This is a genomic window from Bradyrhizobium zhanjiangense, assembly GCF_004114935.1.
GTDB classification, from domain to species: Bacteria; Pseudomonadota; Alphaproteobacteria; order Rhizobiales; family Xanthobacteraceae; genus Bradyrhizobium; species Bradyrhizobium zhanjiangense.
Genome location: NZ_CP022221.1, coordinates 5,929,051 through 5,951,961, shown reverse-complemented (window position 1 = coordinate 5,951,961; position 22,911 = coordinate 5,929,051). Strand labels below are relative to the sequence as shown.

The 22,911-nt window shown below is 63.7% G+C and carries 21 protein-coding genes and 1 pseudogene; 13 read left to right on the top strand and 9 right to left on the bottom strand.

Annotated elements, in window-relative coordinates; translation table 11 throughout:
* Positions 1-123: 123 nt before the first annotated feature.
* The 5 genes from XH85_RS28615 to XH85_RS28595 form a co-directional block, all read right to left on the bottom strand.
* Positions 124-516, bottom strand: a complete 393-nt coding sequence (locus XH85_RS28615; protein WP_164934451.1) for a cytochrome C oxidase subunit IV family protein — start codon at positions 514-516, stop codon at positions 124-126.
* A gap of 9 nt (positions 517-525) precedes the next feature.
* Positions 526-1,248: a heme-copper oxidase subunit III family protein gene (locus tag XH85_RS28610; protein ID WP_128934483.1), complete on the bottom strand. Its 723-nt coding sequence runs from the start codon at positions 1,246-1,248 to the stop codon at positions 526-528.
* Positions 1,249-1,262: 14 nt separating this feature from the next.
* Positions 1,263-1,967, bottom strand: coding sequence for a cytochrome c oxidase subunit 3 (locus XH85_RS28605; RefSeq protein WP_128934482.1), 705 nt, complete (start codon positions 1,965-1,967; stop codon positions 1,263-1,265).
* Positions 1,964-3,742 (bottom strand): cbb3-type cytochrome c oxidase subunit I, encoded by a 1,779-nt coding sequence (locus tag XH85_RS28600; protein WP_128934481.1) that lies wholly within the window; start codon positions 3,740-3,742, stop codon positions 1,964-1,966. Before XH85_RS28600 ends, XH85_RS28605 begins: the two co-directional genes overlap by 4 nt.
* A 77-nt stretch (positions 3,743-3,819) precedes the next feature.
* A complete protein-coding gene (locus XH85_RS28595) occupies positions 3,820-4,653 on the bottom strand; it encodes a cytochrome c oxidase subunit II (protein ID WP_128934480.1) in 834 nt (277 codons plus the stop codon).
* A 541-nt stretch (positions 4,654-5,194) separates the two neighbouring features.
* On the opposite strand from XH85_RS28595, the gene XH85_RS28590 reads away from it, so the two are divergent.
* Complete coding sequence (locus XH85_RS28590) at positions 5,195-6,097, top strand: DUF2189 domain-containing protein (protein WP_128934479.1); 903 nt, start codon at positions 5,195-5,197, stop codon at positions 6,095-6,097.
* 180 nt (positions 6,098-6,277) lie between these two features.
* On the opposite strand, the gene XH85_RS28585 is transcribed toward XH85_RS28590, so the two are convergent.
* Both XH85_RS28585 and XH85_RS28580 read right to left on the bottom strand, forming a co-directional pair.
* Positions 6,278-7,465 carry a DUF2865 domain-containing protein gene (locus XH85_RS28585; protein ID WP_128934478.1) on the bottom strand — a complete coding sequence of 396 codons (1,188 nt, stop codon included), beginning with the start codon at positions 7,463-7,465 and terminating at the stop codon, positions 6,278-6,280.
* 143 nt (positions 7,466-7,608) lie between these two features.
* Positions 7,609-7,914 carry a hypothetical protein gene (locus XH85_RS28580; protein ID WP_164939951.1) on the bottom strand — a complete coding sequence of 102 codons (306 nt, stop codon included), beginning with the start codon at positions 7,912-7,914 and terminating at the stop codon, positions 7,609-7,611.
* A 290-nt stretch (positions 7,915-8,204) separates the two neighbouring features.
* Here XH85_RS28580 and cysS point away from each other — a divergent pair, with 290 nt between their 5' ends.
* The 4 genes from cysS (at position 8,205) to XH85_RS28560 (ending at position 12,293) form a co-directional block, all read left to right on the top strand.
* The gene (gene cysS, locus XH85_RS28575) at positions 8,205-9,587 is read left to right on the top strand and encodes a cysteine--tRNA ligase (RefSeq protein WP_128934476.1); all 1,383 of its coding nucleotides are present in this window, start codon (positions 8,205-8,207) and stop codon (positions 9,585-9,587) included.
* A 116-nt stretch (positions 9,588-9,703) separates the two neighbouring features.
* A complete protein-coding gene (locus XH85_RS28570) occupies positions 9,704-10,195 on the top strand; it encodes a GNAT family N-acetyltransferase (protein ID WP_128934475.1) in 492 nt (163 codons plus the stop codon).
* Entirely contained in the window at positions 10,192-11,790 is a 1,599-nt protein-coding gene (cimA, locus tag XH85_RS28565; protein ID WP_128934474.1) for a citramalate synthase, read from the top strand. The genes XH85_RS28570 and cimA overlap by 4 nt, the downstream gene beginning before the upstream one ends.
* A 125-nt stretch (positions 11,791-11,915) precedes the next feature.
* Positions 11,916-12,293, top strand: coding sequence for a VOC family protein (locus XH85_RS28560; RefSeq protein WP_128934473.1), 378 nt, complete (start codon positions 11,916-11,918; stop codon positions 12,291-12,293).
* 3 nt (positions 12,294-12,296) lie between these two features.
* Here XH85_RS28560 and XH85_RS28555 read toward each other — a convergent pair whose 3' ends face one another.
* Positions 12,297-12,902, bottom strand: coding sequence for an LOG family protein (locus tag XH85_RS28555; protein WP_164934453.1), 606 nt, complete (start codon positions 12,900-12,902; stop codon positions 12,297-12,299).
* Between the two features lie 201 nt (positions 12,903-13,103).
* Here XH85_RS28555 and XH85_RS28550 point away from each other — a divergent pair, with 201 nt between their 5' ends.
* The 4 genes and pseudogenes from XH85_RS28550 (at position 13,104) to XH85_RS28535 (ending at position 17,658) form a co-directional block, all read left to right on the top strand.
* Entirely contained in the window at positions 13,104-15,062 is a 1,959-nt protein-coding gene (locus tag XH85_RS28550; protein WP_128937452.1) for an ABCB family ABC transporter ATP-binding protein/permease, read from the top strand.
* Positions 15,063-15,134: 72 nt separating this feature from the next.
* Positions 15,135-15,848, top strand: a pseudogene (locus XH85_RS28545) (phosphatidylserine decarboxylase); the annotation flags it as partial.
* A gap of 86 nt (positions 15,849-15,934) precedes the next feature.
* On the top strand, positions 15,935-16,816 hold the full coding sequence (locus XH85_RS28540) for a CDP-alcohol phosphatidyltransferase family protein (RefSeq protein WP_091888693.1): 882 nt from the start codon (positions 15,935-15,937) through the stop codon (positions 16,814-16,816).
* 122 nt (positions 16,817-16,938) lie between these two features.
* Positions 16,939-17,658, top strand: a complete 720-nt coding sequence (locus tag XH85_RS28535) for an RraA family protein (RefSeq protein ID WP_128934471.1) — start codon at positions 16,939-16,941, stop codon at positions 17,656-17,658.
* Positions 17,659-17,675: 17 nt separating this feature from the next.
* Here the strand turns inward: XH85_RS28535 and XH85_RS28530 are convergent, their stop codons facing one another.
* Entirely contained in the window at positions 17,676-17,969 is a 294-nt protein-coding gene (locus XH85_RS28530) for a hypothetical protein (protein WP_091888691.1), read from the bottom strand.
* 100 nt (positions 17,970-18,069) lie between these two features.
* Here XH85_RS28530 and XH85_RS28525 point away from each other — a divergent pair, with 100 nt between their 5' ends.
* The 4 genes from XH85_RS28525 to XH85_RS28510 all read left to right on the top strand — a co-directional run bounded on the left by XH85_RS28525 (position 18,070) and on the right by XH85_RS28510 (position 22,794).
* Positions 18,070-18,894: an SDR family NAD(P)-dependent oxidoreductase gene (locus XH85_RS28525; RefSeq protein WP_128934470.1), complete on the top strand. Its 825-nt coding sequence runs from the start codon at positions 18,070-18,072 to the stop codon at positions 18,892-18,894.
* Positions 18,895-19,095: 201 nt separating this feature from the next.
* Positions 19,096-19,869 (top strand): motility protein A, encoded by a 774-nt coding sequence (locus XH85_RS28520; protein ID WP_018645542.1) that lies wholly within the window; start codon positions 19,096-19,098, stop codon positions 19,867-19,869.
* 23 nt (positions 19,870-19,892) lie between these two features.
* Entirely contained in the window at positions 19,893-20,723 is an 831-nt protein-coding gene (locus XH85_RS28515; RefSeq protein WP_091888688.1) for an OmpA/MotB family protein, read from the top strand.
* A 172-nt stretch (positions 20,724-20,895) separates the two neighbouring features.
* Positions 20,896-22,794 carry a potassium transporter Kup gene (locus XH85_RS28510; RefSeq protein ID WP_164934454.1) on the top strand — a complete coding sequence of 633 codons (1,899 nt, stop codon included), beginning with the start codon at positions 20,896-20,898 and terminating at the stop codon, positions 22,792-22,794.
* Positions 22,795-22,911: the final 117 nt, after the last annotated feature.

Genomic DNA, 22,911 nt, shown 5'->3' with positions numbered 1-22,911 from the left:
GTCATCATCCGCGAAGGCGGATGATCCAGTACTCCGCGGCGGACATTGTAGAAACCGACTTCTCCCGCGGAGTACTTGATGCCCCGCCTTCGCGGGGCATGACAGTGAGAACTCGGATTGCCGCTACGACGGGGTTGCGAAGAAGAGCACCCGAAGGAAGTGGGTGTATTCGGATTCGAGCACCATGATCGACACAAATACCAATACCGCAATCGGCGGCAGCAGGATGGCATAGGCCAAGGCCAGTCGCTCCCAGGCCATGTGCATGAAGACCGCGACGATCAAGCCGGCCTTCAACACCATGAACAGCAGGATCAGCGACCATCTGAGATAGCCATGTAGGCCAAAATAATCGACGAGGTAGGAGCACGTGCTGAGGACGAACAACCAGCCCCAGACCACGAGGTAGAGCTTGATCGGGTGCTGTTGACCCTTGGCATGAACGGCTCCCGTTGCGATTGCGCTATGCACCGGAGCGTGAAGCTGTCCTTCCATGTGTACCGCCGCGTTTGTCATGCGCCGACCTCACCAAAGATAGAAGAATGCAAAGATGAACACCCACACGAGATCGACGAAGTGCCAGTACAGGCCCATGATCTCGACGATCTCGTAGTACCCCTTGCGGCTCGTGAAGAAGCCGCGCCTCTCGACGTCGAAGTCGCCGCGAAAGACCTTCCGCGCAATGGCGATCAGGAAGATCACGCCGATCGTCACATGGGTGCCGTGGAAGCCGGTGATCATGAAGAAGCTCGCACCAAACTGCGGGGCACCCCATGGATTGCCCCAGGGACGAACGCCCTCCATGATCAGCTTGGTCCATTCGAAGGCCTGCATTCCGACGAAGGTTGCGCCGAAGGCTGCCGTGGCCAGCATCAAGGCCGCGGTTCTGACGCGATCGCGGCGGTAGCCGAAATTGACGGCCATCGCCATGGTGCCGCTGCTGCTGATCAGGATAAACGTCATGATGGCGATCAGGATCAGCGGAATGTGCTTGCCGGCGATGTTGAGGGCGAAGACCTCGCTGGGATTGGGCCAGGGCACGGTCGTCGACATCCGCGCCGTCATGTAGGAGAGCAGGAAGCAACTGAAGATGAAGGTGTCGCTGAGGAGGAAGATCCACATCATGGCCTTGCCCCAGGACACGTTCTTGAAGGCGCGCTGATCGGACGCCCAGTCGGCGGCGATGCCGCGCCAGCCTTCAAGCCGCGCAGGCGATTGGCCCGGATTTGTCAGCATGGTCGCAGCCATCTGGTCTCGCCTCCCTAGCTCAGCAATTGGCGGCAGATGTTGACGAAATCGTCCGTCCAGCCCGTGAGAAGACCGAGCAGGACGAGCCAGACCAGCAGCAGGAAGTGCCAGTAGATGGCGCACAGCTCCACGCTCAAGCGCATGTCGGCGATCTCGGCGCCGCGCCACATCTTGGCTGAGGTTCGGCCCAAGGCCACCAGACCGCCCGTCAGATGCAGCCCGTGCACTGCGGTCAACAGGTAGAAGAAGGAATTCGCCGGATTGGACGCCACGAAATATCCGGCAGCCCCGAGCCGTTGCCAGGCCAGGAGCTGTCCGGCAAGGAAGATCACGGCAGATGCTCCGCCAGCGAGCAGGCCGATCATGACGCCTTCAGCATCGTCTCGGCGTGCCGCCACATACGACCATTGCAGCGCGACGCTGCTCAGGACCAGGACGCCGGTGTTGACCCACAGCAGTCGCGGTATCGGCAGCGGTCGCCAGTCCACCACGCTCATGCGCATCGAGTAGGCGCTGATGAAGAGGACGAATAATGCGCTCGCGACGGCGAGAAACACGCCAAGTCCGACCTTCGCTGCCGGCCAGGTCATAGCATCGCCGCCCGGGAAGTCACCGATCGGGCCTTCCTCCAGCCATGGCTTGGCCGTCAGCCGCTGCTGCGACAGCCACCATCCGGCGATCACCGCAAGCACAGCCAGGAACAGGATGATGGCGCTCACGAAGCAGCTCCCTGAACGCGCTGCGTCGCGTGCGGCGGCTGGTTCTGCGGTATGAAGTCCTCCGCGGCTCCGGGCACACTGTAGTCATAGGCCCAGCGGTACACGACCGGGAGCTCCTTGCCCCAATTGCCGTGCCCTGGAGGCGTCTCCGGCGTCTGCCACTCCAGCGTCGTCGCCCGCCACGGGTTGCCGCCCGAGGCCTCACCTTTGAACAAGCTCCAGGCCAGATTGAACAGGAACACCATCTGGCTGAAGCCGACGGTCAAGGCCACCACGGAGATGAAGGCGTTCAGCGAATGGGCCGAGGACGGGATGAAGGCCGCATCCCCGAGTTCGAAATACCGGCGCGGAACCCCGAGCAGTCCAAGGTAGTGCATGGGGAAGAAGATCAGGTAGGCGCCGAGGAAGGTGACCCAGAAGTGAAACTTGCCGAGAGCCTGGTTCAGCATCCGCCCCGTGATCTTGGGGTACCAATGATAGATCGCGCCGAGCACGACCATGATCGGCGCCACGCCCATCACCATGTGGAAATGCGCGACCACGAACATGGTGTCCGAGAGGGGCACGTCCACGACGACGTTGCCGAGGAAAAGGCCGGTGAGCCCGCCGTTCACGAAGGTGATGATGAAGCCGAGGGCGAACAGCATCGGCACCGTGAGATGGATGTCGCCGCGCCACAGGGTCAGCACCCAGTTGTAGACCTTAATCGCGGTGGGGATTGCGATGATGAGCGTCGTGGTGGCAAAGAAGTACCCGAATTGCGGGAACATGCCGCTCACATACATGTGGTGCGCCCATACGATGAAGCTGAGCGCGCCGATGGCCACGATCGCCCAGACCATCATGCGGTAACCAAAGATGTTCTTGCGCGCATGCGTGCTGATCAGATCGGAGACGATGCCGAAGGCGGGCAGGGCGACGATATAGACTTCGGGGTGGCCGAAGAACCAGAACAGGTGCTGGAAGAGCAGCGGGCTGCCGCCGCCATATTTCGACAGCGTGCCCATCTCGACGAGCGAAGGCATGAAGAAGCTGGTTCCGAGCAGACGGTCGAGCAGCAGCATGACCGAGGCAACGAACAGGGCAGGGAATGCCAAGAGCGCCATCACGGTCGCCGTGAAAATGCCCCACACCGTCAGCGGCAAGCGCATCAACGTCATGCCGCGGGTGCGCGCCTGGAGCACCGTGACCACATAGTTCAGTCCGCCCATGGTGAAGCCGATGATGAACAGGATCAGGGACGACATCATGAGAATGATGCCCCAATCCTGCCCGGGCGTTCCGGAGAGGATCGCTTGCGGCGGGTATAGCGTCCAGCCGGCGCCGGTGGGGCCGCCGGGCACGAAGAAAGTCGAGGCCAGCACCAGGACTGCGAGCAGGTAGACCCAGTAGCTCAGCATGTTCACATAAGGGAAGACCATGTCCCGGGCGCCGACCATCAGCGGGATCAGGTAGTTGCCGAAACCGCCCAGGAACAACGCCGTGAGCAGATAGATCACCATGATCATGCCGTGCATGGTGATGAACTGGAGGTACTGGTTGGCATCGATGAAGGAGAAGGTGCCGGGAAATCCCAGTTGCAGCCGCATCAGCCACGACAGCACCAGGGCCACCAGCCCGATGGCCGTGGCCGTCAGCGAATACTGAATGGCGATCACCTTGGCGTCCTGCGAGAAGACATATCGCGTCCACCAGCTCCGCGGATGATAGAGCTCGACATCAGGCACTTCGGCAGGCGGAATGCCGGGGATCCCTTCATATGGAATATCGACCATAGAAACCTCCTCGGTCGTTTCCATCGGGGCGAGGCGTTGGCCTCATGCTCCCGATCTATTTTCGCGGCGGCAGCTTGCTACTTGCCGCCGGATTGGTAGGTCGCCTTCACGACGGCTTTTGCCGGCGACAATTCTGCAAACGTTTTTTGTTGCTCCAGCCAAGCGTGATATTCACGCTCTTCGTCGACGATGACCTTGGCGCGCATCTGATAGTGAGCAGCGCCACAAAGCTCCGCACAGAGAACATCGAACGTTCCGGTTCGGATCGGCGTTATCCAGAAATAGGTCACCATGCCTGGAACCATGTCCATCTTGGCCCGGAATTCGGGCACGTAGAAATCGTGCAGGACATCAACCGAGCGGAGGAGAACCTTGACCGGCTTTCCTACTTGAAGGTGTAGCTCGCCGTTCTCGATCACGACGTCGTCCTGCGCGTGTTGGTCGTCATGATTGAGTCCCATCGGATTGTCGGAGGCGATGTTGCGGACATCGGATGTGCCCAATTGCCCATCCTTGCCCGGAAGGCGGAAGCTCCATTGCCATTGCTGCCCCATGACCTCGACCTCGGTGGCACCCGCTGGCACCGTCACGAACTGATGCCAGACCACGAGGCCAGGCGCCAGCATGGCCGCGACTCCGACGCCGGTTCCGACGCTCAGCCACCATTCGAGCTTTTTGTTTTCCGGATTGTAGTCGGCCCGTCTTCCCTCTTTGTGGTGAAAGCGGAAGACGCAGTAGGCCATGAAGGCGATGACCGCGACGAAAACAAAGCCCGTGATCCAGAACGTGATGTTGATGGTGTGGTCGATATAGGCCCAGTTCGTGGCGATCGGCGTCCACCACCACGGGCTGTAGAGGTGAAACAGCACGGAGCCGATCGCGACCAGAAGCAATATCAGTGCGACAGCCATCCTGATCCATCCTTGCCACTGAAGGCTACGGATACGAATCCAGGGCGGAGCTCATGTCTGTCGCGATGGCTGGCCTTTCTTGGTCGGCATTCGTGCCATCGCCGGCCTCTTGCTTCGCCCATTCCACTGGTCGCGAAATCAAGGGAACGCTCGCGACCATCAATCTCATCGGAGCTAAGGGCGTCTGTGTCTAAAATGGTCCCAGCCTAATCCGGCGTCAATAGAGCATATCGGCGTGTCAACGCGCGGCGTGGGCGTTGCCGTCGCCCGGCAAGTCGACAAAAGCATCAGGTGCGCTCAGCGTCCGGGGTGATGCAACGCACAAATCAGGTCGCACAATTCACCCAACCGTGAGTGCAGCCGTGCTCCGCGCGCGCTAAGCTTGCGGGGCAGGTCGCGACGGGTTCCGTCCGGCCAGGCTCGTTCGATGAACCTGGGTTGCCGTACTCGACCCATCGCGTTTCCTGCTTATCCGGCGGACACGCGTGGCTGGAAAGCGCGTGTTATCGAAACCGCGATTTTCAGCACGGGAGGTCCGTTCATGGCCACTCTGTACTCCCACGACATCAGGCGGCACGTATTCGGCGAAGCGGCCTCCTATCCCATTCGCAAGATCAGCTTGTCCGACCTGTCCGAGGCCCTGCGCCTGGGTTGGGAGGATTTCCAGGCGATGCCGAGTCACGCGATCGTCGTGTGCGTGATTTACCCCGTTCTCGGTCTCGTCCTGTTCAGGATGGTGCTCGGCTATTCGGTGCTGCCGCTACTGTTTCCGCTGGCCGCCGGCTTTGCCTTGGTCGGACCTTTTGCCGCGATCGGTCTCTACGAGCTCAGCCGTCGGCGCGAGCGCGGTGAGGAGGTCGATGCATGGGATGCGATCAAGGTGCTGCGCGCACCCTCGTTCGGCGCCATGGTAGAACTCGGCGTGCTCCTGTTGGTCCTGTTTGGGGCCTGGATCGGTGTCGCGAACGCAATCTATGTCGCAATCTTCGGTCACGCGGCGGCCGCCAGCATTCCCGACTTCACAACGCGCGTGCTGACGACACCGGAAGGCTGGTCGCTCATCATCGTCGGTTGCGGTGTCGGCTTCCTGTTTGCGGTTGTGGCGCTGTGCGTCAGCGTCGTGTCATTTCCGTTGATGCTGGACCGGCATGCGACTGCGATCGACGCGATCCGCACGTCGCTTCGAGCGGTCGCGGCGAATCCGGTTGCGATGGCCGGATGGGGCCTCATCGTGGCGGCGCTACTCGTGATCGGCTCGCTGCCGCTATTCGTCGGCCTCGCTGTCGTTCTGCCAGTGCTCGGTCATGCCACCTGGCACCTCTATCGGCGGGTGGTCGAGCCGAATCCGAACCCACCGGACGCACCGCCGCCGCCCCCGAAGGGAAAGCGCTACGCAGCAGACTTCCCGGCCAATCTCTTCCCGTGGAGCCGCGAGGGCGAGTAGTAGCGCGCGTTTGAGGGATAACGGTTGCGCGTGAGACGGGCGATTGTGCCCCTGGATTGCTGTCATCATCCGCGAAAGCGGATGATCCAGTACCCTGCGGCGCTGCTTGTGTGCACGACTGGTGTCACGGAGTACTGGATGCCCCGCCTTCGCGGGGCATGACAGTAAAAGCAGGGCTGCCTACTTCTGCTGCTGCGGCAGGAAGGTCGGGCCGACCGAGCGGATCGGCTTGTTCTCGGAGTTGGCAGTGGCGGCGGTATCCGCCGGCGGCGGCGCGGCCGGCGCTGTGGCGGTCGTCGGCGCCGGAGCTGGGCCCTTCTTGGCATTCGCAGGCGTGCCCTTGTTGAGCCGCTGCTGCTGCATCTTCCTGGCGCTCTCTTCGGTGACGATGATGTCGCCCTGCTGCTCGGCCGCCGCCTTGTCGTCCGCCGATTTCAACGCATCCGCCCAGGTCTGGCCTGCGGCCTTACAGGAGCAGGACGGGTTGAACTCGCTGCGGAACTTGAATGCGGTCGGCAGCGCCGTGTAGGGCTGGCCGCCGATCGAGACCGCCGAGTTCATGTCTTCGCCGGGATTGCGATGGGCGTAGAGCACGGCTTCCGCGGCCGGGCACAGCGCCTTGCAGGTCTTCTCGTCGTCGGGGAAGCGTGCCGGCACGGTCGCAAACGAGATCGGGAAATAGGCGCCGTCGCAGGTGCGCACGCACACGGTGCGGAAGGTGCCGGATTGCGGGCCGAGATCGGCGGGCGGCACGGCTTGCGGATTGCCCGCGCTATTGCCGCCGAACAAATTGCTGAGGAAGTTGCCGCCGCCTTGTGATTGCGCAGCGTTGGCATATTGGGGGCCGCAGTTGTTCTGCGCCAGCGCCGCCAGCACCGAGCGGCGCTGGTTGTCGCGCTCGGGGCTGAAGCCGCCGGGGCCGCCGCCGCGCAGCCGCTCGAGATTGCCGGTGATCTGGTCCAGATTGGCGCGCATCTGCTGGATCTGGGTGTTGACCGGGCCGCATTGCGCCGACTGGCCGTTGAACAGCGAGAAGAAGCCGGAGGAATCGCAGCCCATGCGCTTGGCCTGCATGGTGACGCGGTCGAGCTCGGCCTGCTGGCGGCTCTGGGAATCCTGATAGCGGCGGATCTGTTCTTCGCGCGCGGGGTCGCCACCGCCGCCGCGGTCGAGCGCGGCGAGCTGGCCTTCCAATCGCACGCACATCGGATTGGGGCCGAGCCCGTTCTGGCCGGGCTGAGGCGGCGGCCCCGGCGGGCCCGCCTGCGCGAAAGCGGCGGTGGCGAGCACGACCGTGCTCAGGAGCAGGGTGCAGGCAAGGAGGAAGCGGGCACGAGGCAGGGACAACAATTCAGGCATATCCGCCATTCTAGCGAGGTCACGGCCCAATGTGACTTTCCAAGTGACTTTGGAGGGCCGAAGCGCGCCCTCCAATAGCCGCTTCCTGCGGCATCGTCACGTCGTTTCAAGGGCCAAAGATTGGGCCTAAGGTCCGCCAGCTCCGAGCGAATTCAGCGCTGGCAGGTGATTGCGACATATTCGTCGCAACGGCCATGGGAGCAGTTTGCGCCGGATTTGGGGACGGAGCCGGTAATTTCGTCGGGATCGACCCGGCGATAGGCCGAGGCCTGGGCAAAATCCCGTGACTGGCAATAGGTGCGCGCGACGGAGGCGCCGCATTTGTCGCCCTTGGCCAGGCACTGGTCGACGCCGTAGCCGTCCGCCTGGTTGGCGATGATGAAGACGCGGGTCTCGGCACAAGCGCTGAATGCCGCAATGATGGAGGCGCCGAAAATGAGCGCGAGCAAGGATCGCATGAAAACACCGGGGGGCAAAAAGGAACCGCCAGTTCCAGAATGGGCTCAAATGGTTAAGGATCATGAACCATCAGGACGAGCCGGGCGCTTTGCGGAGATAAAACGGCGTTTTCGCGGCTCTCTTGACGCGGGGCCGCCTCATAGCCCATATGTGGCCGCATGAACGGTCTCCTCGCCATTTGCGCCATTTGCCGCGAGATTACGAGCTAGCGATTCGCTGGCTGGAGCCGTCTTTTCTCAAAAAACATTGAGAGCCCTGGACGCCCGGCCAACAGCCGACGGGTATCCAGATGGAATTGCGCCTTTACGACACGTTGAGCCGGGAAAAGCGGACTTTTGTACCGCTCGATGCGAAGAATGTCCGTATGTATGTCTGCGGACCGACCGTCTATGACTTCGCCCATATCGGCAATGCACGGCCGGTGATCGTGTTCGACGTGCTGTTTCGGCTGCTGCGCCATCTCCATGGCGAGGCGCATGTCAAATATGTCCGCAACATCACCGACGTCGACGACAAGATCAACGACCGCGCCGCGCGCGATTTTCCCGGCCTGCCGCTGAACGAGGCCATTCGCAAGGTCACGGAGGAGACGGGCCGGCAGTTTCATGCCGACGTTGATGCGCTGGGCGCGCTGCGGCCGAGCGTGGAGCCGCGCGCGACCGAGCATATCGGCGAGATGCGCGAGATCATCGAGAAGCTCGTCGCCGGCGGCTTTGCCTATGTCGCCGAAGACCATGTGCTGTTCTCGCCGCAGGCGATGAACGCGGCCAATGCAGGCCTGCCGCGCTACGGCGCGCTGTCCAATCGCTCGCTGGACGAGATGGTCGCCGGTGCGCGTGTCGATGTCGCGCCCTACAAGAAGGGCAATACCGACTTCGTGCTGTGGAAGCCGTCCAAGCCCGGCGAGCCGTCATGGCCGTCGCCGTCCGGCATCGCCGCGCAGGGACGCCCGGGCTGGCACATCGAGTGCTCGGCGATGGCCTGGAAGCACCTCGGCGAGCATTTCGACATCCATGGCGGCGGCATCGATCTCGTGTTTCCGCATCACGAGAACGAGGTCGCGCAGACCTGCTGCGCTTTCCACCAGCAGCGCATGGCGAACTACTGGATGCACAACGGCTTCCTCCAGGTCGAGAGTGAGAAGATGTCGAAGAGCCTCAGCAACTTCATCACCATCCATGAGCTGCTGCAGGATTGGCCGGGCGAGGTGTTGCGTCTGAACATGCTGAAGACGCATTACCGCTCGCCGATCGACTGGACCATGAAGTCGCTGGAGGAGAGCGCCAAGACGCTCGACGATTGGTATCGCGTCGCGGCCGACGTCGAGCCCGGCAGGCCGGCGGCATCCGTGGTCGAGCCGCTGCTCGACGACCTCAACACGTCCCTGGCGATCGCGGCGCTGCACGGCCTCCGCGGTACCGACGTGAACGCCTTGGCAGGATCATTGCGGCTACTCGGTTTCCTCTCCGAGAGCGCTGCGCAATGGGAAGGCCGCAAGCAGCAGGCGAGCGGCATCGATGCGAAGGAAGTCGAGCGCCTGATCGCGGAGCGGACGGCTGCGCGTGCGCGCAAGGACTTTAAGGAATCCGACCGCATCCGCGATCTGCTCACCGCGATGGGCGTTGCGATCAAGGACTCCAAGGAAGGAACCACCTGGGAGATTGCGCGATGAAGCGGCCCGACACGCCTTTCCCGCGGCACTGGCTCTATTACATCGTACTGAAAATCGCGCTGCTCGCTGGCGCCGTAGCGCTGGTGCTGAAACTCTATGGGATGTGGTGAAGACCGATGGGACAGACTTTGCCAAAACCCGGCTTGCGGCCGTTCCTGCCTGATGATGCGCCGGTGCTCGCCGCGATCTTCGCCGCCAGCATCGAGGAGCTGACCGGTGACGACTATAGCGAGGCGCAGCAGCAGGCCTGGATGGAGACGGCGGAAAGCGAAGAGTTCGGCAAGCGGCTCGCCGCCGACCTGACCCTGGTCGCGACGCTGGAAGGCTCGCCCATCGGTTTCGCCTCGTTGCGCGGCAACGATCACATCCGCATGCTCTATGTGCATCCGGGAGTGAGCGGGCAGGGCGTTGCGACCATGCTGGTCGATGCGCTGGAAAAGCTTGCCGGCGGCCGAGGTGCCACGAGCCTCTCGGTCGACGCCAGCGACACCGCGCAGGGCTTCTTCGCCAAGCGCGGCTACATCGCCCAGCAGCGCAACAGCGTCACCATCAACGACGAGTGGCTCGCCAACACCACCATGAAGAAGACGCTCGGAGCGGGGCAATGAGAAAGGAGCGTCTCTATCTCTTCGACACCACGCTGCGCGACGGTGCGCAGACCAACGGTGTCGATTTCACGCTGGCCGACAAGCAGGTTATCGCGGCGATGCTCGATGACCTCGGCATCGACTATGTCGAGGGCGGCTATCCCGGCGCCAATCCGCTCGACAGCGAATTCTTTGCGACCAAGCCCAAGCTCGCCCATGCGCGCTTCACCGCCTTCGGCATGACGCGTCGGGCCGGGCGCTCGGTTTCCAACGATCCCGGCGTCGCCGGGCTGCTGGAAGCAAAGGCCGACGCGATCTGCTTCGTGGCGAAGTCATCGGCCTATCAGGTGCGCGTCGCGCTGGAGACGACGAAGGAGGAAAACCTCGCCTCGATCCGCGACAGCGTTGCGGCGGCGAAAGCCGCCGGCCGCGAGGTCATGCTCGACTGCGAGCACTTTTTCGACGGCTACAAGGAAGATGCGGCGTTCGCGCTCGCCTGCGCCAAGGCCGCTTATGAGGCCGGGGCACGCTGGGTCGTGCTGTGCGACACCAATGGCGGCACCATGCCTGATGAGGTCGAGGCCATCGTCACCGAGGTGACGAGGCACATTCCCGGCGATCATGTCGGCATCCACGCCCATAACGACACCGAGCAGGCGGTGGCCAATTCGCTCGCCGCGGTGCGCGCTGGTGCGCGGCAGATCCAGGGCACGCTGAACGGCCTTGGCGAGCGCTGCGGCAACGCCAATCTCTGCTCGCTTATCCCGACTCTGAAGCTGAAGAAGAATTTTGCCGACGCCTTCGAGATCGGCGTCACGGCCGAGAAGCTGGCAACGCTGGTCAAAGTCTCGCGCACGCTCGACGACATGCTCAACCGTGTGCCGAACCGGCATGCGGCCTATATCGGCGAGAGCGCCTTCGTCACCAAGACCGGCATTCATGCCTCCGCCGTGCTGAAGGATCCGCAGACCTACGAGCACGTCCTGCCGGAATTGGTCGGCAATCACCGCAAGGTGCTGGTCTCCGACCAGGCCGGACGCTCCAATGTCATCGCCGAGCTCGATCGCGCCGGCATTCCTTACGAGAAGAGCGATCCGAAGCTGACGCGCCTCGTCGAGGAATTGAAGGCACGCGAGGCGGCGGGTTACGCCTATGAATCCGCAAACGCCTCGTTCGAGCTTCTGGCGCGCCGGACGCTCGGCAAGGTGCCGCATTATTTCGAGGTCGAGCAGTTCGACGTCAATGTCGAGCAACGCTACAATTCGCACGGCGAGCGCGTCACCGTCGCTTTGGCCGTGGTCAAGGTCGACGTCGCCGGCGAGCGCCTGATTTCGGCCGCCGAAGGCAACGGTCCCGTCAACGCCCTCGACGTCGCCTTGCGAAAGGACCTCGGCAAGTACCAGAAGTACATCGAGGGCCTGAAACTGATCGACTATCGTGTGCGTATCCTCAATGGCGGCACCGGCGCGGTCACGCGCGTCTTGATCGAGAGCGAGGACGAGAACGGCGACAGCTGGACCACGGTCGGCGTGTCCCCGAACATCATCGACGCCTCGTTCCAGGCGCTGATGGATTCGGTGATCTACAAGCTCGTGAAGTCGGGCGCGCCGGCGTAAGCGACGGCGGCGCAACAGCGCCGTCATTGCGAGCGAAGCGAAGCAATCCAGAATCCCTCCGCGGACACACGCTGGATTGCTTCGCTACGCTCGCAATGACGAGGAGGAGAGAGGGAGCGCGACCAATGATCGACCACATCTCCGTCGGCGTCAGCGATCTCGATCGCGCCGCGAAATTCTATGAAGCCGCGCTTGCCGCGCTCGGCCTGGCGCGCCTTGTGATGCGGCCGCGGACTATCGGCTTCGGCAAGGCCTATCCGGAGTTCTGGATCAACTTGCGTGAGGGCATGCCGCGCGTCGCGCCGGAGAGCGGCGTGCACATCTGCCTGCGGGCGAAGACGACTGGAGAGGTCGACGCGTTTCACGCCGCCGCGCTGTCGGCCGGTGGTGCCTCCGACGGCGCGCCGGGCATCCGCCCGCACGATCGCGTGCGCTATTATGCGGCCTTCGTCACCGACCCCGACGGTAACCGGATCGAGGCGGTGACGTTTCCGAGCAAGTAGCCGTTAAAGCCTGCGTGCCACTTCCGGTGCGAGCTGCTTTTCTGCCTCGGCGACCTGGGCGGCTGCCGTCTTCAGCTTCGGCAGAATCTCTTCGACCCGATCGGCCTTGAGGATGTCGATCGAAAGGCCGGCGCGGATGAACTCGGTCTGGCGCATGTGCGACAAGAGCGAGAACAGCGGCTCCCAGAAATTGTCGATGTTGGCGAGCAGCACCGGCTTGGCGTGACGGCCGAGCTGCTTCCAGGTCATTTGCTCGACCAGCTCCTCCAGCGTGCCGACGCCGCCCGGCAACGCCACGAAGGCGTCCGAGCGTTCGAACATCAGCCGCTTGCGCTCGTGCATGTCGGGGGTGACGATCATCTCTTGCACGCGCGTCAGCGCGTTTTCGCGCAGCCGCAGGAAGTCCGGGATGATGCCGGTGACGGTGCCGCCGTGATCGAGCACGGAGGTTGCGACCGCGCCCATCAGGCCGAGCGAGCCGCCGCCATAGACCAGGCGGATGTTGTTTTCGGCGAGTGCCTTGCCGAATGCCTTGGCGCCTTCGGTGAAGCGGGGATTGGTTCCTGGGCCGGAGCCGCAATAGACACAGACGGTTTTGATTGTGCTCATTGGTGCCATGATGCATTGCAACGAAGAGGCGTCAAGCCCAATCGGTGATTCGGATCACCCGGAAATCTACCGGTAAATGGCGACAAACAATCAAAGATTCGCCATCTGGTGGGGTGCGCGGGCATCGGGAAGGCTCTATATGACGAGCGAAAATCGTTAATGGTAGCGACGCCCGCATCCGGCGGGCTTTCAGGCTTCTTGATGGACCAACCTCAATCGTTCGACGGCGCCGACGTTCCTGATCCTCCTGCGGGGGGACCACTGGAGCGGGCCACGCTGATGGGCACGTTGGCGCATCTGTGGCCCTATATCTGGCCGGGCGACCGCTTCGATCTGAAGATGCGGGTGGTCTGGTCGCTGGTGTTGCTGCTCGCCGCCAAGCTGATCACGCTCGCCGTGCCGTTCAGCTTCAAATGGGCGACGGATGCGCTGACCGGCGCCAACACCGCGCCGGTGCAGGCGGACAACTGGCATCTCTGGGTGATCGCCCCGCCGCTGCTGCTCACCGCGAGCTACGGCGCGATGCGCATCCTGATGGCGGTGCTGACGCAATGGCGCGACGGCATCTTCGCGCGTGTCGCCATGCATGCGGTGCGCAAGCTTGCGACCATCACCTTCATTCACATGCACGAGCTGTCGCTGCGCTTCCACCTCGAGCGCAAGACCGGCGGCCTGACGCGCGTGCTCGAGCGCGGCCGCGAGGGCATCGAGGTCATCGTGCGCATGGTGATCCTGCAGCTGATCCCGACCATCGTCGAGGTCTCGCTGCTGATGGCCGTGCTGCTCTGGCAGTTCGATTGGCGCTACGTGGTCGCGACCCTGATCACGGTCACGTTCTACATGTACTACACCTACATCGCGACCGAGTGGCGCATCGGCATCCGCCGCAAGATGAACGATTCCGACACCGAGGCGAACACCAAGGCGATCGACTCGCTGCTCAATTACGAGACGGTGAAGTATTTCGGCGCCGAGGCGCGCGAGGCACGACGCTACGACAAGTCGGTGGAGCGGTACGAGGAGGCGAGCGTCCGCACCTATACTTCGCTCGCAGTGCTCAACACCGGCCAGGCCGTGATCTTCACGCTCGGTCTGACCGCGACCATGCTGATGTGCGCGATCGGCGTGCGCAACGGCACCAACACGGTCGGCGATTTCGTGCTGGTCAACGCCATGATGATCCAGCTCTATCAGCCCCTGAACTTCATGGGCATGGTCTACCGCGAGATCAAGCAGGCGATCATCGACATCGAGAAAATGTTTGGTGTGCTGGGCCGCGAGGCCGAGATCAAGGACGCGACCGATGCGCAGCCGCTGGTCGTCTCCGCCGGCACGGTGCGCTTCGAGGACGTGCGCTTTGCCTATGAGCCGACGCGGCCGATCCTGAAGGGCATCAGCTTCGAGGTGCCGGCCGGCAAGACGGTTGCGATCGTGGGACCGTCGGGCGCGGGCAAGTCGACGATCTCGCGTCTGCTGTTCCGTCTCTACGATGTCTCCGGCGGTAAGATCCTGATCGACGGCCAGGACATTCGCGAGGTTACGCAGGGTTCGCTGCGCGCCTCGATCGGCATGGTGCCGCAGGACACTGTGCTGTTCAATGACACCATCCGCTACAACATCCGCTATGGCCGCTGGGACGCCAGCGATGCCGAGGTTGAGGAGGCGGCGCGGCTGGCGCAGATCGACCATTTCATCCGTCTGGCGCCGATGGGCTACGAGACCCAAGTCGGCGAGCGTGGCCTGAAGCTGTCCGGCGGCGAGAAGCAGCGCGTTGCGATCGCGCGCACCGTCTTGAAGGCACCGCCGATCCTGGTGCTCGACGAAGCAACGTCGGCGCTCGACACCCACACCGAGCACGAGATCCAGGGTGCGCTCGACCGCGTCGCCAAGAACCGCACCTCGCTGGTGATCGCGCACCGGCTCTCGACCATCGTCGGCGCCGACGAGATCATCGTGCTGGACCAGGGCCGCATCGCCGAGCGCGGCACCCACGCAAAACTGCTCGCACAGGCCGGCCTCTATGCCAGCATGTGGAACAGGCAGCGCGAGGCCGAGGAGGCACGGGAGAAACTGGCCAAGATGGCCGACGCCAGCGAGGCGCCCAACCGGCAGCCGCCGCCGGTCGATGACGTCCTAACGGCGCCTGCGGCGGCGGAGTGACCTTGTCTCCGGTCCCAACTCTGGCCTAAACAACTCCACCGCGCGGGACGGCCCCGTGCGCCGTCAACCCTTCAGCGGCAGAGAGCGATGTCCATTCTCGATTCGATCCAGCGTCAGATCCCGCCGATCCACAAGGAGGGCTATCCCTTCATCGGCGGCTTTGCGCTGGCAAGCCTGATCCTGTTCTGGCTGTGGTCCCCTCTGGGGTGGATCGGCACGATCCTGACCGTCTGGTGCGCGCTGTTCTTCCGCGATCCTGTCCGCATCACGCCCGTGCGCGAGGGGCTCGTGGTGTCACCGGCGGATGGTCGCATCTCGATGATCACCATGGCGCTGCCGCCGGCCGAGCTCGGGCTCGGCGACCGGCCGCTGCCGCGCATCTCGGTGTTCATGAGCGTATTCAATTGTCACGTAAACCGCAGTCCGATCGCGGGCAGGGTGGACCGTATCGCCTACCGGCCCGGCCTGTTCATCAATGCCGAGCTGGACAAGGCGAGCGAGGACAATGAGCGCAACTCACTGGTGATCACGACACCGACCGCGCGGATCGGCGTGATCCAGATCGCCGGCCTCGTGGCCAAGCGCATCGTCTGCTTCGTCAAGGAAGGGCAGGCGATCGGTGCCGGTGAGCGCTTCGGCCTGATCCGCTTCGGCTCGCGCCTCGACGTCTATTTGCCTGTTGGCACCAAGGCGCTGGTATCGGAGGGGCAGACCGCGATCGCCGGCGAGACGATTTTGGCCGATCTTGCCGGGGATGACCCGAGCCGCAGCTATCGCGCCAATTAACCAATAGTCGGTGCATGTGGCCCTTCCGCCGCAATGGCGGAGGGGAGCGCGGCTTGCTATATCTCGCCCTGAGGTGAGGACGAGCCATGACGCCCTACGATTTGAGAGATCCTGACACGCGCCGGCGGAGGTTCCGTCCGATTCCGGTGCGGATGCTGGTGCCCAACGTCATCACGCTGCTGGCCATCTGCGCCGGGCTGACCTCAATCCGGCTGTCGATCGAGGGGCGGATGTCGCTCGCCGTCTACGCCATCGTGTTCGCGGCCGCGCTCGACGGCATCGACGGCCGCATCGCGCGCATGATCAAGGGCCAGTCCAAATTCGGCGCCGAGCTCGACAGCCTCGCCGATTTCGTCAATTTCGGCGTGGCGCCCGGCCTGATGCTGTATTTCTGGCAGCTGCACGAGCTCGGCAATGCCGGCTGGATCGCTGCGATGGTGTTCGCGATCTCCGGCGGCCTGCGCTTGGCGCGTTTCAACGCCACCATGGACGATCCCAACAAGCCGGCCTTCGCCGCCAATTTCTTCACCGGCGTGCCGGCGCCGGCCGGCGCGATCACCGTGCTGCTGCCGATCTATGTCGCGTTCCTCGATCTCGGGCGCTGGCCGGCGGCGGTAACGGCGGCCTATACGCTTCTAATCGCGTTCCTGATGGTGTCGCGCCTGCCGGTGTTCTCCGGCAAGACCAAGCGCATGCGCGTGCCGCCCGAATTGGTGCTGCCGGCGTTCGTCGCCGTGATCGTCTTTATTGCGATCTTGATCGCCTATCCCTGGCACGTGCTGTCGATCGGCACGGTGCTTTATCTGCTCTGCCTGCCGCTCGGCTACAAATCCTACCGCGATCAGGCGCGTGCGATGGAAACCACCGCGCCAGCGGGAGGCGAGGTCGCATCACCGCCTTCGGCGCCGACGCTGGCGAATTTGTCGGAGCCGCCGCACGACGACGACCGGCCCGGACGGCTGCACTGAGCGGTCACACGCGGATATCTGCCATGAGGCGCGCCGAGTTGGGTTGAAGCCTGATCTCGGCTATATCGCCCTGTGCCGGCGGCACCGCGCCAACAGCGGCCGCCAATCTGGGAGAGAACGCTGTGACCAATTCCGCGACCGGGCCGCTGCCCGCTTCCGTCCTCGAAGCGCTGGGCCGCTACGATACTCCGACGATCTGCAATGCCATGGAGATCGTGGCGCCGGAGCGGCGGTTGATCGGCTACACCACCAAGCAACTGGTCTGTCCGTTCCCCGATTTGCCGCCGATCGTCGGCTATGCCCGCACGGTTGCGATCCGCTCGGTGCTGAAATCCTCGCTGCCGGCGGAAGAACAATCCAAGCGCCGCATCGAATATTACGAATATGTCGGCACCGGTCACGGCCCGCGCATCTCGGTGATCCAGGATATCGACGGTCCTGATGTCGGCTATGGCGCGTTCTGGGGCGAGGTGCAGAGCAATGTGCACAAGGCGCTCGGCTGTCTCGGCGTCATCACCGACGGCTCGATCCGCGACATCCCACAATGGGCCCCGGGTTTCCAGGCGCTCGCTGGCTCGATCGGTCCCTCGCATGCCTGGGTGCATGCCGAGAGCTTTGGCGGCGAGGTGCGCGTCGCCGGCATGACCGTGAAGTCGGACGATCTGATCCATGCCGACCAGCACGGCGCCATCGTGATTCCGCTCGACGTCGCGGCAAAGCTGCCCGAGGCCGCCGAGCTCTGCGGCCGCCGCGAGACGCCGATCCTGGAGATCGCGCGCAGTCCCGACTTCTCGCTGGAGAAGCTCAAGGCCGCGCTGAAGCGCTCGGCGGAGATTCACTAGACACGTGACGAAGCGGCCTACGGCGGCGATGCCGGCCGTGGGTCGCCTTGTTCCGTCAGAAGCAGGGCGGCCTGATCCGGCTCGCCGAACACCGCGGCGGCGCATCCGATCAGGGTGAAGCCGCCGGCAAGATCCCACAGGGTGATGTTGTCCGCATTGTCCGGAAGATGAATCAAGCGCGCCGCGATCACGGCGAAGCCGGCCTCGACAAAAAGCAGGACGCTGAATGCCGGCAGAACCAGTTCCGGCTCGAGCAGGTGGAGCGCTAGCACCGCGGGCAGCGCGGTGAGAAGACTGAACAAGGTCAACATGGCAAATCGGCTCCTGCGATGGAGCATGCCGCACAGCCAGAGAATACCGCATGATGGCGCGTCACGGATGTGACGCAGGGCCGCAGCCGGAGGAGGCGCAATGAGGATGAAGGGCAAGACGGTTCTGATCACCGGCTCGACCGACGGCGTCGGCCGCTACGTTGCGCGCCGGCTGGCCGAAGAAGGTGCGAGCGTCCTGATCCATGGCCGCGACGCGGCGCGTGCAAAGATACTGAGCGACGAGATCGTGAAGGCCGGCGGTATCGCGCCGACTTTCTACCAGGCGGACCTGTCATCAATGTCGGGCACGCGTGCGCTTGCGGAGGCCGTGACGCGTGACCACCAGCGCCTCGATGTCCTGGTCAGCAATGCCGGCATTGGCTCGCAGAATGACGGGCCGCAGCGGCAGGTGAGTGCCGACGGTCACGAGCTGCGATTTGCCGTGAACTATCTCGCTGGTTTCCTGCTCGTCCCTCTGGTGCTGCCATTGTTGAAGACGGCGGCGCCGTCGCGCATCATCAACGTCGCCTCGCTCGGACAGCACCCGATCGATTTCGACGACGTCATGATCACCAGGAGCTACAGTGGCTCGCGCGCCTATGCGCAGAGCAAGCTCGCGCAGATCATGTTCACGATCGATCTGGCGCGGGAATTGGAGGGCACCGGCATCACCGTGAACGCGCTGCATCCCGCGACCTACATGAACACCACGATGGTGCGCGCCGGCGGCATCACGCCGATGTCTACGGTGGAGCAAGGTGGCACGGCGATCCTGCACCTCGTCGAGGGCGACGACGTCGCTGATAGAAGCGGATTGTTCTTCAACGGCATGAACGAGGCACGCGCAAATCCGCAGGCCTACGATGCCGACGCACGCAAGCGCCTGCGCGCGCTCAGCCTGGAGCTGACGGGGCTATCGCCCTAGCGCGGCCGGTTATGGTTAGCGAAATGTTGAGATTCCGCCGCCGGCCGGCCATCGCAGCGCCTGCAGCACGGCGTACCACACTGTCCGGACTTAACCTTTACGCGGCTTTAAGGGCGGCGTTCTAGGGTTTCCGCTGCGGTTCGGGGTTGGGCCGCGCCAGCGGCCAGGACGGCCGTTGTTGCGTACGCGTTGGAGTCTCCCATGGATATCATGACGGGCGTTGGGCTCACGGCCGGCATCATCGTCATCACCGCGATGATCTTCATGGGTGGCGATCTCCACATGTTCATCTCCGAACATGCCATGATCATCATCTTCGGCGGCTCGATTTCCGCCACCATGATCCGCTTCCCGCTCTCGGCGCTCCTGCACGGCCTTCCGCTCGGCGCCAAGTTCGCTTTCACCATGAGCCGCCTGTCGGCCCACGACCTCGTCGACGAGCTCGCCCGCATCGCCGAGATTGCCCGCAAGCAAGGCCCGGTGGGTCTGGAAAAGGTCGAGACCGACGAGCCCTTCCTCGCCAAGGGCATCCGCTACGTCGCCGATGGCTACGACCTCGATTTCATCCGCGACAATCTCGAGCGCGACCGCGACAACTTCCTGATGCACCTCGACGAGGGCAGCAAGATCTACCGTGCCATCGGCGACTGCGCCCCGGCCTTCGGCATGATCGGCACGCTGATCGGCATGGTGCAGATGTTCGCGAACATGACCGATCCCTCCAAGCTCGGCCCGTTCATGGCGACCGCGCTGCTCGCCACCCTCTACGGCGCGCTGGTCGCGAACCTGTTCTGTCTGCCGATCGCCGACAAGCTTCACGGCAAGCTGCTCGATGAAGAGACCAATCGCACCCTGATCATCGACGGCATCCTGATGATCCGCGACTCCAAGAGCCCGACCTTGGTGCGTGAAATGCTGCTGGCCTATCTGCCGGAGAAGCATCGTCACGCCGAGGGTGAGCCGGTGCCGGCCTGATCGCGCGCATCCGGATTTAGGCCATGGCCAAGAAGAAACGCGGCGATGCCCACGGCGGCGGTCACGGCTGGTTCGTGACCTTCGCCGACTTGATGGGCCTGATGATGAGCTTCTTCGTGATGCTCGTCGCTTTCTCGACCCAGGATGCCAACAAGCTGAAGATCGTCGCCGGATCGATGCGGGACGCCTTCGGCGTGCAGAGCGAAGCGCGCTATGCCGGCATCGTCGAGTCCGACGGTCTGCCAACCCGCCCGCGGCTGAAGAACGTCGACCACATCCAGCCCGAGGACGCCTCCAACACGCCGACGCCCGACCAGGAGGACCGCGACCGCACCTCGGGGGCGAAGATCAAGGTCGACCGCAATTTCGCGCTCGCTGCGGCCTCGCTGCGCCAGGCGTTGCAGGACATGCCGGAACTGACCGAGATGTCCAAGCACATCATGTTCGAGGAGACCAAGCAGGGCCTCAATCTGGAGATCGTCGACCAAGACGGCCGCTCGATGTTCGCCGACGGCTCCAAGGTGCCGTATGACCGCACCCGCCGCCTGGTCGAGAAGCTCGCTGTCCCGCTCAAGGCGACGCCGCTGCGCGTTTCCATCGCCGGCCACACCGCCGCCGGATTCGTGCCGGTCCGCAGCGACTACGGCGCCTTCGATCTGTCGGCCGACCGCGCCAATGCCGTGCGCCAGATCCTCGAACGCGAGGGCCTGCCGCCGTCCCACATCTTTGCTGTTTCCGGCAAGGCGGACACCCAGCCGCTGTTTCCGGACGATCCCTCGCTCGCAGCCAACCGGCGGGTGACCATCACCTTGATGCGCGAAGATCCGCCGCTGCCGCCGAATCTGAAGCCGTAAGCCTCTTGCGCTACCATCTTACCTGAGGCATGTCGTCGCGCAGGTAACGGCGTGGCCGCGTCGTCACAGCATCCGCCTCGGCGCCTGCTAAGGTGGGGTGCCGATTGACAGGCGCGCCGGAAGCGTCAAAAGGCGCCGGATCAAATTCAGGGACGAAGCGTTTTCCACCCTCATGACGGCGAGCATCACATCGACTGAGACCCAGGAAGGGCCGGTCACCGCGGGCTTTTGGTCCCTCACGCTCGGGAGCATCGGCGTCGTCTTCGGCGACATCGGCACCTCGCCGCTCTACGCATTCCACGAGGCCGTCAGGGGCGCGGCCCATGGCGAGCCGGTGTCACGGGTCATGGTGCTCGGCGTACTCTCGCTGATCCTGTGGGCGCTGCTGATTGTCGTCACTGCCAAATATGTCCTGCTGCTGCTGCGCGCCGACAACAACGGGGAGGGCGGCACGCTCTCGCTGATGGCGCTCGGCCAGCGCGCGCTGGGGCGGCGGAGCTGGTTCCTGCTCGCGCTCGGCGTGGTCGGCGCCTCCATGTTCATCGGCGATTCCATGATCACGCCGGCGATTTCGGTGCTGTCGGCGGTGGAAGGCCTCAAGCTCGCAACCCCCGCGTTCGAGCACTATGTCGTGCCGCTCACGGTTCTCATCCTGGCGCTGCTGTTCGCGGTCCAGAGCAAAGGTACGGCGCTGGTGGCCTCCGCCTTCGGGCCGGTGATGGTGGTCTGGTTCACCTGTCTTGCGGTGATGGGCGCCGTCCACATCGCCGACGATCCCTCGGTGCTTGCGGCGATCAATCCCTACTACGCGCTGCAATTCCTGCTGTCGCACGGCACGATCGGCCTTGTGACGCTCGGTGCCGTGTTCCTGGCGGTCACCGGCGGCGAGGCGCTCTATGCCGATCTCGGCCATTTCGGCCGCAAGCCGATCCAATCGGCCTGGATGTTCTTCGTGCTGCCCGCGCTCTTGATCAACTATTTCGGGCAGGGCGCGCTGGTGCTGTCCGATCCCAGCGCGATCGAGCATTCCTTCTATCGCATGGTGCCTGAAGGTCTGGTGCTGCCGCTGGTCGGGCTTGCGACCGCCGCCACAGTGATCGCGAGCCAGGCGGTGATTACCGGCGCCTATTCGCTGGTCTATCAGGCGGTGCAGCTTGGCCTGCTGCCACGCTTCGAGGTTCGCTACACCTCCGAGACTCACGCTGGCCAGATCTATCTGCCGCGCGTGAACCGGTTGCTGCTGATCGGCGTGATGCTGCTGGTGCTGCTGTTCCACACCCCCAGCAATCTGGCTTCGGCCTATGGCATCGCGGTCTCCACCACCATGGTCGCCGACGGCATCATGGGCTTCGTCGTGATCTGGAAATTGTGGAACTGGCGCGCCGCCACCGCCGCTGCCGTCATCGTGCCCTTCGTCGTCGTCGATATGAGCTTCTTCAGCGCCAACCTGCTCAAGCTGCTCGAAGGCGCCTGGGTGCCGCTGCTGTTCGGCGTGCTCATGGCGGGGACGATCTGGACCTGGCGGCGCGGCTCGGGAATCCTGATCCAGAAGACGCGCCGGATCGAGGTGCCGCTGGACGATCTGATCCGGAGCCTGGAGAAGCGGCCGCCGCACATCGTCAAGGGCACCGCGGTGTTCCTGACCAGCGATCCCTCGTTCGTCCCGACCGCGCTGTTGCACAATCTCAAGCACAACAAGGTGCTGCACGAGCACAACGTGATCCTGACCATCGAGACCGCGCACACGCCGCGGGTCGACCTGTCGGAGCGGTTCCGCATGGAGAAGATCAGCGACAAATTCTCGAAGGTCCGCCTGCGCTTCGGCTTCATGGAGCAGCCGAACGTGCCCAAGGCGCTCGCGATTGCGCGCAAGCAGGGTTGGCAGTTCGACATCATGTCGACGTCGTTCTTCGTGTCGCGGAGGTCGCTGAAGGCCTCGGCGCAATCTGGCATGCCGCTCTGGCAGGACCATCTCTTCATTGCGCTGAGCCGGTCCGCCAATGACGCTACCGACTATTTCCAGATTCCCACCGGGCGGGTGGTTGAAGTCGGCACCCAAGTCACCATTTGACCGCGATTGGCGGACCTATGCTAATTTGCATGGTAAGGGCCCAGAATCGGGCTAGGCTATGCCAGCAGCGCAGGACTATAAGCCCGCGCGCTCTTCCGCCGTTGTGCAGTGAAGCAT